Annotated in this window: 14 protein-coding genes; 4 read left to right on the forward strand and 10 right to left on the reverse strand. The window is 43.7% G+C overall.

What is annotated here, in order from left to right; genetic code table 11:
• Positions 1 to 13: 13 nt before the first annotated feature.
• Genes PHT49_07965 through PHT49_07975 form a run of 3 tightly spaced genes read right to left on the reverse strand, consistent with a single transcriptional unit; the run spans position 14 to position 3,075 of the window.
• Positions 14 to 637 (reverse strand): hypothetical protein, encoded by a 624-nt coding sequence (locus PHT49_07965; GenBank protein ID MDD5451811.1) that lies wholly within the window; start codon positions 635 to 637, stop codon positions 14 to 16.
• Complete coding sequence (locus PHT49_07970) at positions 638 to 1,777, reverse strand: glycosyltransferase family 4 protein (protein ID MDD5451812.1); 1,140 nt, start codon at positions 1,775 to 1,777, stop codon at positions 638 to 640.
• Between the two features lie 35 nt (positions 1,778 to 1,812).
• Positions 1,813 to 3,075 (reverse strand): O-antigen ligase family protein, encoded by a 1,263-nt coding sequence (locus PHT49_07975; GenBank protein ID MDD5451813.1) that lies wholly within the window; start codon positions 3,073 to 3,075, stop codon positions 1,813 to 1,815.
• A 173-nt stretch (positions 3,076 to 3,248) separates the two neighbouring features.
• Between PHT49_07975 and PHT49_07980 the strand changes: the two genes are divergently transcribed.
• Positions 3,249 to 4,076, forward strand: a complete 828-nt coding sequence (locus PHT49_07980; GenBank protein ID MDD5451814.1) for a DUF268 domain-containing protein — start codon at positions 3,249 to 3,251, stop codon at positions 4,074 to 4,076.
• On the opposite strand, the gene PHT49_07985 is transcribed toward PHT49_07980, so the two are convergent.
• The gene (locus PHT49_07985) at positions 4,040 to 5,032 is read right to left on the reverse strand and encodes a class I SAM-dependent methyltransferase (protein ID MDD5451815.1); all 993 of its coding nucleotides are present in this window, start codon (positions 5,030 to 5,032) and stop codon (positions 4,040 to 4,042) included. The genes PHT49_07980 and PHT49_07985 overlap by 37 nt on opposite strands.
• Positions 5,033 to 5,297: 265 nt before the next feature.
• Positions 5,298 to 5,600 (reverse strand): hypothetical protein, encoded by a 303-nt coding sequence (locus PHT49_07990; protein MDD5451816.1) that lies wholly within the window; start codon positions 5,598 to 5,600, stop codon positions 5,298 to 5,300.
• Positions 5,601 to 5,674: 74 nt separating this feature from the next.
• On the opposite strand from PHT49_07990, the gene PHT49_07995 reads away from it, so the two are divergent.
• The 3 genes from PHT49_07995 to rfaQ all read left to right on the forward strand — a co-directional run bounded on the left by PHT49_07995 (position 5,675) and on the right by rfaQ (position 8,697).
• The gene (locus tag PHT49_07995; protein MDD5451817.1) at positions 5,675 to 6,457 is read left to right on the forward strand and encodes a glycosyltransferase family 2 protein; all 783 of its coding nucleotides are present in this window, start codon (positions 5,675 to 5,677) and stop codon (positions 6,455 to 6,457) included.
• 222 nt (positions 6,458 to 6,679) lie between these two features.
• Entirely contained in the window at positions 6,680 to 7,594 is a 915-nt protein-coding gene (locus tag PHT49_08000; GenBank protein ID MDD5451818.1) for a glycosyltransferase family 2 protein, read from the forward strand.
• 8 nt (positions 7,595 to 7,602) lie between these two features.
• Positions 7,603 to 8,697 carry a putative lipopolysaccharide heptosyltransferase III gene (gene rfaQ, locus PHT49_08005; GenBank protein ID MDD5451819.1) on the forward strand — a complete coding sequence of 365 codons (1,095 nt, stop codon included), beginning with the start codon at positions 7,603 to 7,605 and terminating at the stop codon, positions 8,695 to 8,697.
• Positions 8,698 to 8,851: 154 nt separating this feature from the next.
• On the opposite strand, the gene PHT49_08010 is transcribed toward rfaQ, so the two are convergent.
• The 5 genes from PHT49_08010 to lpxK all read right to left on the reverse strand — a co-directional run bounded on the left by PHT49_08010 (position 8,852) and on the right by lpxK (position 13,309).
• The gene (locus tag PHT49_08010; protein ID MDD5451820.1) at positions 8,852 to 9,022 is read right to left on the reverse strand and encodes a Trm112 family protein; all 171 of its coding nucleotides are present in this window, start codon (positions 9,020 to 9,022) and stop codon (positions 8,852 to 8,854) included.
• Positions 9,023 to 9,081: 59 nt separating this feature from the next.
• Positions 9,082 to 10,128, reverse strand: coding sequence for a lipopolysaccharide heptosyltransferase II (waaF, locus tag PHT49_08015; GenBank protein MDD5451821.1), 1,047 nt, complete (start codon positions 10,126 to 10,128; stop codon positions 9,082 to 9,084).
• A gap of 109 nt (positions 10,129 to 10,237) precedes the next feature.
• Positions 10,238 to 10,843 (reverse strand): HAD family hydrolase, encoded by a 606-nt coding sequence (locus PHT49_08020; GenBank protein ID MDD5451822.1) that lies wholly within the window; start codon positions 10,841 to 10,843, stop codon positions 10,238 to 10,240.
• 166 nt (positions 10,844 to 11,009) lie between these two features.
• Positions 11,010 to 12,089, reverse strand: coding sequence for a lipopolysaccharide heptosyltransferase II (waaF, locus tag PHT49_08025; GenBank protein ID MDD5451823.1), 1,080 nt, complete (start codon positions 12,087 to 12,089; stop codon positions 11,010 to 11,012).
• Positions 12,089 to 13,309 carry a tetraacyldisaccharide 4'-kinase gene (lpxK, locus tag PHT49_08030; protein MDD5451824.1) on the reverse strand — a complete coding sequence of 407 codons (1,221 nt, stop codon included), beginning with the start codon at positions 13,307 to 13,309 and terminating at the stop codon, positions 12,089 to 12,091. Before lpxK ends, waaF (PHT49_08025) begins: the two co-directional genes overlap by 1 nt.

Raw genomic sequence — 13,309 nt, forward strand, 5'->3', positions numbered from 1 at the left:
TAGTTTTAAATAGTTAATCTATTGCCCCTTCGTGAATCCGTATTATGTCGTCTTTGACATCAAAAATTGAATTTGGATACCTTCCCCCTACAAACTTTTTAAGTTGAGACAAGGTAGGGTAACCATTTTGTCCGGTGAAACTTCTTGCATCATCAATTAAGATGACATGGTTCTTAATAGGATGGCTGAAAATGTATTGCAATTCTTTCATTATCGGTGTGTCTAAATCTCCCTTACCAGTTTCTCCACCTGAATAATGTGCATCAAGCCAAAACAGAACCGGTTCTTTAATATTACTTAAAATTTTCGGTAAAATATATCCACTATCAGCATGATACAGACAAATATGATTATGACCCACAAACCTTTTAACTGCGTTTTGATACAAAGGTTCAGATACTTCTATGGAGTGTATAGATGTAAAGTGATTTCTCATCGACTCAACCATATCTCCATAATACGTTCCGGTTTCTACCATAATTCTAATTCTAAACCTATTCGCATATTTTTTTACTATCCATTGCTTCACTACATGGGGAGGGGGTACAGGTCTTCCTTTAATTATCCAAAACAATCTATCCCATGCTTTAGCAGGCAAGATTTTTTTTATCTCTCGTTTAAAATTTTTGTAACCCACTTAACACATCTCCTCATCATATACCTTCAAAACCGTATCCACTATTGCCTCCCATGTATTATGGAGTGCTGTTTTGAATGCTTCCCTGCCCATCCTGGTCCTGACTTCCTCATCCATCATCAAAACAATTCTGCTGGCGATTTCATCTGCATTGTCTGTATTATCAATAACAAATCCGTTAACCCCCTCTTTCACTAGATCCTTTGCCCCTACGTTTCCGCTAATCATGACCGGCAAGGAAGCCGCCATAGCCTCAAGTACGGACATTCCAAAGGTATCAAATTTCGAAAGTATGGAAAAGATATCGCAGGCCGGATAAATTTGATCGAGCAGCTCTTTCTGAACAACCCCTGAAAAAACGACCTGGTCTTTTATTCCTAAATTGTGAGCCAAACTTTTGTACTTCTCATCATCACCTTTTCCTACGACCAGTAATTTAACCCTTTCTGAGGGGTGTCTCAACTTGAAGTTAGCTAACCCCATCATAAGCTTATCAAGGCCCTTAATATCAAAATTCATAGAAACAAATAAGATTACCTGATCTGATAGATCCATGCCAATTTTTTTTCTTATCTTCTGGCGGCAAAGCTGTCGATCAACCGTCTGAAATCTTTGGATATCAACACCGGGATGAATGACCTGAACTTTATCAGGATCAACCTCTCGATATTCCTGTAAGAATTTTCCCTTTGCCAGGTTGGATACGGCAAGAAATGTCCGGCATCTTCTGTTTGTGACCATTTTTTTTTCGGCCCAAGCCGTTGCGTAATCAAAAAGGCTCATGCGTTTTTTACGCACTTCACGGACCCAGATTCGGTGCGGGATACCGTGCATGGTAAATATGTCAGCATCAAAAATCCTGTCATGGGCGTGGATCAAGTTAAAGTCCATTCTCGATATCTTGCGGCCTGCAAAATACGCGAAACTGACTGTGGTCAGGAATTTGGGGAGACCAATAACCGGAATGTGATGAAAGGTAATATGTTCTGAGTTTTTTTGCCATTTATTAGCAAAAACATGCACTTCAAATCGTCTGTCCTGAGCAATCCTTTCCGTCAATTCAGCGGCAAATCCCTCCGCCCCGCCCACCAGACCATATTTGGGGATGACAATGGCTATTTTGCGAACATTCGGGATCATGCAATTTCAAAATAAGCGCAGTAACGTAAACAATCTCAACTGGATGCCGATGTGATATCTAGTTGACTATCCAACTCCATATTCAGATGCCATAAAATAGTCATCATGGCGAAAATAGCGTAAAGCACAATCGCAGGCGGGCCACTGTGTATGTTTTCAAACATCCCTTGGATAAAGACGGCAACAAATGCAGCCATGAGACAAAGCCCCCATCTTCTTATAACATCGTCTTTTCCATATTTAATTTTCTTCCATCCCATTCGGACAAACGTGAATATTATATATAAATATAACGCAAGTCCCACAAGACCAAGTCTCACGGCCACATCAATCAATAGGTTGTGAGGAGCCTTATAAGTAATTGGTTGCCTATATTTAGTAGGCACCCTTGCATTGTATTTGTCTAAAAGTTTTTCATCTGCATACGTTTGCATCCCAAAACCGATACCAGTAATTGGGTAATCTTTAATAACTTCGATAAAATTATAAGCTATTCCTGTTCTAGGATCGTCCCGTAATTTATTTATAATATTTTCCATGGTGAGACGGTGACTTACAGGCAAAAACGCGATAGCGATTAAAAGAGATACAGTAAAAACCACCAATACCTTTTTATTTTTCAGAGATAATATAGTTAATGAAAAGACCATAGCAAGCAAGGTGCCGCGCGTTTGCGTTAAAAGTGTTGCCAGAGATGTTATTATTAGGCAAATAACGAGGAAGGTTTTACGATATCCATTTGTTAGTTGGCGGAAAAGGTATAATGACAGGATAATGGCAAATAAGGTTACAATGCCAATAATATTAATTGGGATTTCAGTAAAACCGAGACCAAGTTGGGTTGCTATATCATTTCCCATGAAGAAGTAAAAATAAGTGATTGCCCAAATTGAAAAAGCCGCTGCTGATAAAATTATGATCCATATTAGAACTCCGAGCCGTTTCTTAGTATTAAAAAAATTGACCAATAGATAATAGAAAGTCAGATACTTTAGTAAATGTGCATAAAAATCATGGATGCTATTTGGCTTATCAAGCGCAAAAAAGAGGCCAAAGAAACTCCAAAGAACAAACAATGTAAACGGGATGGATAAAGGTGTCTTAAAGGAAAAAGCAGTCTTTTTAAAAACCAAAAGCAGAAGTACGATGAAAGCCGAAAGATAAAAACAAATTTCTTTTATAGTAGTTGTGTGGGGAAAGGGATTGAAGAATAGGAATACTCCCATTAAGATAGGAATACTTATGTTGAGCGAGTTAATCGCCTTCCCATTTAATTTAAGTTTTCTTAACTGATACATGGGACTTTAAGCTATATCGTACATACTGTCCGTTTTTTTGATAAGTTATAATAAGAGGAGCTACGGCTCGAATACTCCGTTTATATATCATACTTTCCTATAAATTTCATTGTCTTAATGGCACCGTAGTGGTATGAAAAGTGTAAAGTACGGTCAGTTAACTTCTTATTTCTATGGATATCGTATCCATGTGGCCTGCTTACGGTCAGCGCATAGCCAGATTTGGGGAGTCACAACGCATGCGTCTCAGAATTTTCATAAAAGGCGTGCCATTTTTTGTTTTTATGAAGGGAATGCCTCTATTTTTGAAAAATTATTATGAGATCAAACGACAGGCAAAACAAACAAAAATAGCTCTCCCCTTTGGGGAAATGTATCCTTGCTTAGAGGACAGGTATAAAGAAAGCGGAATCGCATCAGGACACTATTTCTATCAGGACTTGCTAGTTGCTCATAAGATATTCAAAAATAAACCAATTAAACACGTCGATATTGGCTCAAGAATAGACGGCTTTGTTGCTCATGTTGCATCGTTTAGAGAAATTGAAGTTTTTGATATTAGGGAGTTAAATAGTAATATTCAAAATATTCGCTTTAGGCGTGTCGATCTTATGGATAGAAATTTCAATTTAACAGATTACTGCGATTCAGTTTCATGTCTTCATGCGCTGGAACATTTTGGCCTCGGTAGATATGGAGATAGGTTGGACTATAATGGACACCTGTTAGGTTGGGAGAATATTTATAAGATGCTAAAAAAACGGGGGAAGCTTTATTTTTCCGTACCTATTGGTGAACAAAGGATTGAATTTAATGCCCACAGGATTTTTTCCATAGAATATCTGTTAAACTTGCTGGGTGATAAATATAAAATCAATGCTTTTTCCTATGTAAATGATCGTGGCGATCTTATTGCAAATGCCGACTTAGAAGAAGTATCCATCAAAAACAATTTTTCGTGTCATTATGGATGTGGCATATTTGAGCTTTCCAAAACCTGATGATTTCGCAATCGCAAAAAATGGTAAGCTGCCTTGAGGGCGGTCACCTTACACCACCAAGACTCATTCCACTCCATAGGGACATTATTACAATCTGTTCGACCAATAGCGCATGAATCATACTTCCGGGGTGAGAGTTGTGGATAATCGTTTGCAATATCACAGAGAAAGACATAATCTTCCGGTTTCATCAGGGCTGCCAGATCATTTCCCAGTATGGCCTCAGTTGTGCAATTTCCATCATAGGTCTGTACCCCTGTTTCAGCAGGAGGATAAACACGGATAGGGATTTGTTCATCATCCTGGTCTTGCTTGGGATTTATCAACGCACGCATAGCCCGTTTAAGCCTTTGTTTCCAAGATAATCGAGAATTGGGGTCCAGAGGTGTTCCTTCGACTGGTGGTGCATTCCAGCAGCGGACACGTGCATGACGGGGCAAAATATCGTGCATGTGAAACAAGGCGTTTCTCCGGTTCGTGGGTATTACATGCGTTTCAATGAACCAGCGTGCAAATATCTCCGTATGGAGGCTATCCAGGAAATATATATCGTAATCTAATTGCCCCGGTTTTGACAACTTTCTCGCGTCCCCCACATGCAAGTTGACAACCTCTACCAATTGATGTTCTTTGAATAATGTGGTGGCAGCGTTTGCAGCTTTTGCGTCTAATTCATAGGTATCAAGTTTACCTTGGCCGTTCTTCTTAAGAGCTATCGCCATGAACATCGCTGAATAGCCTGAGGCAGTAGACATTTCCAGAATTTTGTCCGGCTTCAAGTATCGGATCAGGCAATACAACAGTTGACCCGAAAACCAGTCATATTGACCCGTTGTAGGAAACATAGTTTTGTTATAACGATTCTCGGGCAAAAACTCTAATGCCCCTGTTTCGGAACCGAACTGCTCAATTGCCCTATGAAATAACGTGCGGATATCTACAACAATCTCTTTCAAAGAAAAGATTACCTCTACACGAGTCAAACAAAAATCAGTGGGATACGGGAACCTTGCTATAAGTATTTTAAGTTAATATGGCTATAACTTGCCTACCCGGGTGCATGTTTCAAAGAAGCTTGATATATATCACTCCAGAGAAATTCGCCATCCAATGAATCTACTCTCTTGTATAGCTCCTCAGGTCCTACCCAGTCTGTCAATAATAGATCCTTGATTCGCCAATCGGCCTATTGATAAAAGGTAATTTCTACAATTTTTCGCGTCATAAAAATTCCCTTGTAACTTCAAAAGATATCAAAGGAATTGGTCTCGTTAACCCATTTAATACTGATTTTTCAAATCGTTCAACATCTATTTTACAGAACGCGGGGCGTCCATATAAGCTAATTAACGTATTAAGTGTCGTGGTCGATACCTGTTCTATTTTTGGTAATCTGCCCTCATTTCTACATTTATCGGACATTGTAGAAATCGTATGTTCATCCTCACATATCGCAATTTCTCCATATCCTTCATAACATCCGATTGTTTTGTCGATTATAATGACGTTTTTTGTCTTTTCCAAGCAAAAAATCATTCTTTTAATAAGATTATATCTATGTTAAGTATTATTCGAATTTCTAAAATAATAGCCAACTTATGGACAATAAGATACCTTTCTCCGTAGCTGTCATAACCAAAAACGAGGCAACTAACCTGCCCGATTGCCTCAAAAGCATAGATTTTGCCGGGCAGATTGTGGTGGTGGATTCTGGGAGCACGGATGACACGGTAAAAATTGCATCAGACTTTGGGTGCGAGGTATTTATCGAACCCTGGCGGGGATTTGGCCCTCAGAAACAAATTGCCATCAATAAGTGCAGAAATAGATGGATACTTGTGCTGGATGCGGATGAGCGAATCCCACCGGAAACCGCCCTTACCATAAAAAATATCATTTCTAACGATTCAGGGAGTGCTGTCGGGTACAGTTTTCCCAGAAAAAACTACTTTCAGGGCCGCTGGATCAGGCACTCCGGGTGGTGGCCGGACCGGGTGGTCAGGCTTTTTCAGAAGGATCGCGGCCAAATGTCTCCGGCCAAAGTTCACGAATCCATCGTGGTCAATGGCCCTGTGCAGGACTTGGATGTGCCCATAGAGCATTATACCGAAAGCCGCCTCAGCCGGATTTTACTTAAAATCGACCATTATTCCACCCTGGCTGCCCAGGAGGCCTTTGACCAGGGCAGAAAAGCCTCGGTCTGGTCTGCCACCCTGCGCGCAGTTCTTACATTTTTTCAGGACTATTTTTTACGACTCGGAGTTCTGGATGGCGCACAGGGATTTACCCTGGCCATTACCGATTCGGTGAATAAATTTTTTAAGTACGCCAAGTTGGCTGAATTAAATAGACGGGCTAAACCAGATCGACATGGTCGCTGACTATAGGCAACGTCACTGGTCAATAGTCAAAGTCAATTTCTCACGCAAAGGCGCAACGACCGCGAAGTAAAAATGAAAATCTGGAAATCAAGAAATCAGGAATAAAAGATTTTTTCATGAGTTCCTGAGTTCCAAATCTTATTCTTTTTGCGTCGTTGGCGGCCTTGCGTGATATTTTGGACTTTTTACGAGATTGTCAACTCTGTGGCTCTGTGGTAACAAATGGATATTTCAATCATTATCGTCAACTGGAACACGAAAGACCTGCTACGAAACTGCCTGAATTCCATCTACGGGAAAGTACAAGGTATCGCCCTTGAGATCATCGTGATTGACAATGCTTCTCATGATGGAAGTGTGGCCATGCTGCGTGAGGAGTTTCCGCAGGTTACGATTATCGAAAACAACACCAACCGGGGTTTCGGGGCGGCCAATAACCAGGCTTTTGGTATTATGAAGGGTCGATATGCATTGTTGCTGAATACAGATACAGTTTTAAAAGAACATGCCGTTTATGAACTATTTTCTTTCATGGAGGTCCATCCGGATGCGGCCATGGCCTGCGGACAGCTTTTAAACGCCGATGGGAGCAAACAAAACTCAATCGCCAATTTCCCCGATCTATTAACACTTTTTCTTAATACCCCTCTCCTCGAATACCTGTTTCCAAAGCGCTATCCCAGCAAGCGATATGATTATAAGGGGCCGGTTGAGGTTGATTCAGGGATCGGGGCCTGCCTTCTGGTGCGGAAGCAGGCCATAGACGAAGTTGGAATGTTCGATGAGCGCTACTTTTTCTTTTTTGAAGAGACGGACTGGGCGTTACAGATGAAGACCGCCGGTTGGAAGATTTACCATGTCCCTTCAGCCCGTATTTATCATCTCCAGGGACAAAGCATCGGCCGGAATGTTCGTTCCCGGATCGAATTTTACCGTTCCCGATACCAATTCTTTAAGAAATGGAAAAGCCGTAGCTATTACCAGATTATTTTTTTCGTTATCTTCATACGTACGATCATAAATTGGTTATTAACTTCTCTTGGAAATCTGGCTATGCTTTTTACAAATAAAAATTTAAGGAATAAATGGGTAGTCAATTCAAAGCTTATACTCTGGCACTTAAACGGTCGCCCCTGAGTGGATAGATGTTTATTAAAGGTCAACCTCTTCAAAAAAGAGATACAGAAAATATTCTCATCATACAACTGGGTGATATTGGTGATGTAGTCTGGGTTACCCCGACCTTATGGGCCGTCAAAGAAAAATATCCGGACGCAAAAGTATCTATTCTTGTGTGGGAAGGTTTTGGAACACTTTTAGCGGAAGATCCGTCCCTCCATAAGATATTTGAGGTCAGGCGTTATAAAGGAAGCTTCTTTAAAAAAGCCATCGAGCAAATACGCTTTATAAGAGGCTTGCGTAAGGAACATTTTGACCTTGTCTTTGATCTACGGGCCGGGGATCGGGGAGCCATAATGGCCTATATTACAGGCGCCCCGGTGAGAGTGTCCATGTTTTACTGTGAAGTACCGTTCTGGCGGAATATGTTATTTACCCATGTAGTCGATCCCCCGGTACCAACAAAAAAAACACTGGGAGCTGCAGAACAATCCCTCCGTATTGTGAGAGAATTAGGCATCGATACGGAAAATACCGTTCCCAAATTGTGGGTTTCTGAAAATGTTAAAGAACAGGTGCATAAGCTTCTCGACGGTGAGGGACTTTTTGGCATTAATCAACGATGGATTACATTAAATCCCTTTTCCAGGTGGCAATATAAAGAATGGAGTCATGATAAATGGGTCCAGGTCATCGACTGGATATGGGATAGACACGGCTTTCCAGCCGTCATCGTGGGCTCCCATGAGGAGAAAAATAAGGCCTTTGAATTGGTTAAAAAATGCCGGGGAAGAGTATTTAATCTTGCCGGCCAGACTACGTTGAGTGAGTTAGCCGGAGTATTAGCCCTGAGTTTTTTACATATAGGGGTAGACAGCGCGGCTCCTCATATAGCTGCGGCTGTGGGCACTCCCACCATAACCATCTATGGTCCCTCAGACTGGAGGGACTGGGCACCTCCGGGCGACGATCACCGTGTCGTCACTCCCGATGACGACTGCGCGCCCTGTCATCAGAAAGGCTGTGATTCTACGGGGTGGAGTAGATGCCTTCATAACTTAGAAACGGATAAGGTACAAAGAGCTATTCAAGAGATGATGGATATATTAACGCCGAGGTAGTATCTCTGAGTATAAAACACACATGTCGACACGTCGGCACAAGGAACAATGAAAATGTCATTCCTGCCCCGTGTGTCATTCCTGCGAAAGCAGGAATCCAGAAACTAAAACCCTGGATTCCGTGTCAAGCACGGAATGACAGATAATATGATTGTTATTCAATCTTTTTGGCCTCGTCAATCAACATGACAGGTATATCGTCCTTGATTTCATAAAGAAGCTTACACTTATCACAGATCAATCCATCCTTGGCCTCGTTCAATCTGACATTGCCCTTGCATTTAGGACAAGCCAGAATATCTAAAAGTTCCTTGTTGATCATGATAACTCCTTAATCGGACGCAGATTTGCGTTGAATTTATTATAATCTCCCTAACTATATTTTCAGTCCTTTGGCGATAGGTTGATCCTGTTCCATATCGCCTGCAAAACCTCTTCCACCTCGATTGTATTCATGCATCTCGGATCAGTACACTTTTTTTTGAAGCAGGGACTACAGGGCAGTTCCTTGCGAATAACCACATGACCATCCCCGAATGGCCCGGTTCTCCAGGGGGCGGTGGGGCCAAAAAGGGATACTACCGACGTCCCTACGGCAGCCGCAATGTGCATGGGTCCGGTGTCTGTCGTCACCATCACCCGACTGAGGCTATAGAGATAAGCCAGCTCCCTTAAGTTGGTTCGTCCGCAAAGATTAACCGCCCTCTCCTGCATATGTTCCATAATTGACTGAATCGCAGCGTCATCTTCTCTGCCGCCGGTAAAAATAACCGGGAGCTTAAGTTCCTTTATACAATGATCAGCCAGCAGGGCAAACCTTTTTTTATCCCAGAGTTTGCTGTCCCACTTGGCCACAGGATTTATGGCTATAAAAGGCCCCTCGATCCTCTCTCTTTCCAGTATTCGCGTTACAGACTCTTTATCAGCACTCGAAACAGGAATCGGAAAGTAATAACCATTTGGCTGCGCCCCCAGATATTTTGCCAGATTCATGTAACGCAGAATAGCATGTTCTTCGATATCATAAGGAGGGATTCTTTCATTCAGAAAGATAGAACTCCCCTCATCTCCACTGGCGTAGCCAACTTTTCGCTTGCCCCGGGCGAGAAAGATCAACAGTCCGCTCTTTAGAAGGGCGTGCAGGTCGAGAACAACATCGTATTCAGTATCTCTTAGCTCATGAATGAAGGATTTTATCTCGCTTATAGCCCTTTTTCTATTACCTGCGTGGCCGAGGGCCTTAAGCCAGCTTTTGCGTTTTGACACAATAAGGCGATCCAGCAAAGGATGGCCTTCGAGTAAACTGGAGGCGGCTTCCTCTACCAGCCAGGCAATGTGGGCCGAGGGAAATCTCTGGCGCAATGCGTAGAGGACAGGCAGGGAATGAACTACGTCGCCGATGGCGCTTAGTTTGACGATGAGGATATTCATATCTCACCGCAAAGGCGCAAAGACCGCGAAGACAACATATTGTTATCAAAGAAAAAACTTTGCGTCCTTGGCGGCTCTGCGGTGAATACTTTCTTATCTTCTTCTTTTATCACTTCAGGTCCTTCTTTGCGTCTTTGCGGTGAGATGATATGTCCTGGAGTATCCACCGGGCTGCTTCATAAAGGTCTTCGGCCACAAAATCCGGCCTTATAGGACTTGAGTCATCCAGATACATCAACTCACCTCTGCCGTAACCGGTCAGCACCAGGATACCTTTGGCCCCGGCATTATGGGCAAGTTCTATGTCCAGGAAGCGGTCGCCTATCACATAAGATCTCGAGAGATCAATAGCCAGCTCTTGAGCCGCTTTTTTTAACAGGCCGGTTTTGGGCTTGCGACAATCGCAGGCCACCCGGTAAGAAGGAACAACGGCCTCGCGGTGATGCGGGCAGTAATAAATCCCATCAAGACGCGCATCCTGTTCTTTCAGGATGTCTATCATCTTGTTATTCACTACACCAATCAACTCCTCCGGGAAATATCCCCGGGCCGGGCCGGACTGATTGGTAGCCACAACTACCTTTAATCCGCTATTGTTTAAGAGCCTTATGGCCTCAGCGGCACGCGGGAGGATATGAAACCGCGAAAGGTGATTAATATATCCCATCTCTTCATTAATGGTCCCATCCCGATCCAGAAAGACGCCGATATTCAATTTTCATACTCCTCGTAATAGTCCACGCGAAAGCGCAAAGACCGCAAAAAGAATAAAATTTGGAACTCAGGAACTCATGAAAAAATCTTTTATTCCTGATTTTTTGATTTCCAGATTCTCTTTTTTTTTCTTAGCGCGTTTTGCGTCCTTGTGGTGAGACGAACGGTTACTGTTTCTCCAGCATTTTTAGCGTAGCCTCGTAAACCTCTTTCGTCGTAATCTCTTTCATGCAGCGAAAGTCTGCCGGACAGACCGTTTTCAGGCAAGGGCTGCAATCTATATCCTTGCGCAGGATCACGGCCCGGTCTGAAAATGGCCCGGTAGTCACCGGATTGGTAGAGCCGAAGATGGCCACCAGGGGAACATGCAGGGCTGCGGCTACGTGCATCAGGCCTGAATCGTTGGTAATGAAGACCCGGCAACAGGCCATCAAGGCCATGGCCTGGCCCAAGGTGGTCTTCCCTGCCATATTGATCACTCGCCCCGATGCCGCGGCTAAGGCCCCCTCCCCTACTTTTCTATCCGCATTAGTCCCAAAAATGACTACCCTGGCATCCGCCTGTTTTGTAAGCATCCCGGCCAATTCCACAAAACGTTCCGGCAGCCACCTTTTGGCCGGGCCATAAGAAGCGCCGGGGTTGATACCGATCAGTTTATTCTCATCTGAAAATCCCCCCTCACCCCCCATTTTTAAAGTGGGAATTAGAGGGAGGAGCGCCTTCCGTGCCCAGGCGATATCATCAGGTGCGGGTTTTAAAAAAAGCTGCGGCTTTTGCTCCACCTCCAGGCCCAGGCCTTCCAGCATACGGAGGTAGTAATAGACCTGATGTATCTTCTTTGTCTCTTTTTTCAGAGGTACGCTATGTGTCAGTAGAAGACTTCGTGCATCCGTATTATAACCGACACGCCTTGGGATGTGCGCCAGATAGGCCAACCAGGCCGCTTCAAAGGCATTTTGCAGTAGGAAAGCCAGGTCAAAGCCTTCGTCGGCCAATTCCCTGGCCAGACGTGCCTGCCCACGCAAACCCTTGTGGCTATGCATGCTGTCATAGACAATAATATGATCGATATAGGGATTGGCGGCAAAGACATCTTTGACCCAGGGCTTGGCCAGGATACTTATCTTCGCATGAGGGAAATTTTGCCGGATGGTCTTAACCGCCGGAGTGGTTATTATGGCGTCGCCAATCCAGTTGGTGGATCGGATAAGGATATTCTTAATGTTTTTGTCTTGTTTCAGTTGCATTAGATGCCCATACACTCATCAATAAAAGAAGAAAAATCAGATTCAAAGGTAATTTCTGTCCTTAATACTCCGATAGGGATCTTTGCTCCAATCCGTTTATCAATTTTAACAGCGTCTTTTTCTGTAGTGATTATAAACTCCGCGCCTTTTCTGGCGGCCCTCTCCTCGATCTCTTCCAGGTCACCTCTATGATAATCATAGTGGTCACGATAAGCTATAAGATCAACCAGATCAATATCTAAACGAATCAGCATCTTTCTGAAAGACTCGGGATGGGCTATACCACAAAAGGCAAGGGCCTTCTTTCCTTTTAGTTCTGATAGGTTATGTGATGCCTTTTCATCTGAAAATCCCCCTATATCCCCCTTTTCCAAAGGGGGAATTGATGGGCCCCCGTCTTTCCCCAAAGGGGGACTTAACGTATCCCCCCCTTTACTAAAGGGGGGTGAGGGGGGATTTTCATTGTCCTTTGTCCGCCCAAGGCGGATGAATGTTTCGTTCAACAAATAGAAGGAAACCGGTTTGCAATAACTTATAAAAACCGGCCTATCAGGGAATTCTCTATGTAAAAAGAGCCTTAATTTTTCAACGGTAGATTCAGTGCCTTCCTCCGCATAGGTCAAAATAAAGGCATCCGCACGCTTAAGCGCTGAAAGGGGTTCGCGTAAGGTTCCGGCCGGAAATACCTGCCCATTTCCAAAGGGGTTGACGGTCCGGAGAAGGAGGATATTTAGATCTCTGGCCAATCCCAAGTGTTGGTAGCCATCATCAAGTAAAACCACATCAGGGCTAAAATCTTCTATGGCCCTCATCCCCACCGGAAACCGCTTTTTACCGATAAGAAGCGGGACACCCGGAAGACTGCTGGCCATCATGAACGGCTCATCTCCGGCCTCATCCGGACCAAGAAGGATGTGCCGGCCGTCAGAGACGACGGATACGGGGCCCTTATTTTTCGCCTTATAACCCCGGCTCACTATGGCAACCCTTTTACCCCTGCCTTGCAGGTATCTGGCCAGCCATATAGTCAGGGGCGTCTTTCCCGTGCCCCCCAGTGTCAGGTTGCCGATGCTAATGACCCGGCAGGGCAGACTCCGGGTCTTAAAGAGACCAAAGTCATAAAGTTTTGCTCTCAATCTCATGATCTGGCCGTACAGATGGCCAAAGGGTAAGAGTAGAGTTACGAGTTGCGAGTTTCGGGTTGCGAGTTTTGGGTTCAT

The sequence above is a fragment of the Desulfovibrionales bacterium genome (assembly GCA_028715605.1).
Classification (GTDB): domain Bacteria; phylum Desulfobacterota; class QYQD01; order QYQD01; family QYQD01; genus QYQD01.

Excerpts from the sequence above, each read along its gene's own strand:
- PHT49_07970 (MDD5451812.1), bottom strand. The coding sequence starts at position 1,777 with ATGATCCCGAATGTTCGCAAAATAGCCATTGTCATCCCCAAATATGGT.
- PHT49_07975 (MDD5451813.1), bottom strand. The coding sequence starts at position 3,075 with ATGTATCAGTTAAGAAAACTTAAATTAAATGGGAAGGCGATTAACTCG.
- PHT49_07980 (MDD5451814.1), top strand. The coding sequence starts at position 3,249 with ATGGATATCGTATCCATGTGGCCTGCTTACGGTCAGCGCATAGCCAGA.
- PHT49_07995 (MDD5451817.1), top strand. The coding sequence starts at position 5,675 with ATGGACAATAAGATACCTTTCTCCGTAGCTGTCATAACCAAAAACGAG.
- PHT49_08000 (MDD5451818.1), top strand. The coding sequence starts at position 6,680 with ATGGATATTTCAATCATTATCGTCAACTGGAACACGAAAGACCTGCTA.
- rfaQ (MDD5451819.1), top strand. The coding sequence starts at position 7,603 with ATGTTTATTAAAGGTCAACCTCTTCAAAAAAGAGATACAGAAAATATT.
- waaF (MDD5451821.1), bottom strand. The coding sequence starts at position 10,128 with ATGAATATCCTCATCGTCAAACTAAGCGCCATCGGCGACGTAGTTCAT.
- waaF (MDD5451823.1), bottom strand. The coding sequence starts at position 12,089 with ATGCAACTGAAACAAGACAAAAACATTAAGAATATCCTTATCCGATCC.
- lpxK (MDD5451824.1), bottom strand. The coding sequence starts at position 13,309 with ATGAACCCAAAACTCGCAACCCGAAACTCGCAACTCGTAACTCTACTC.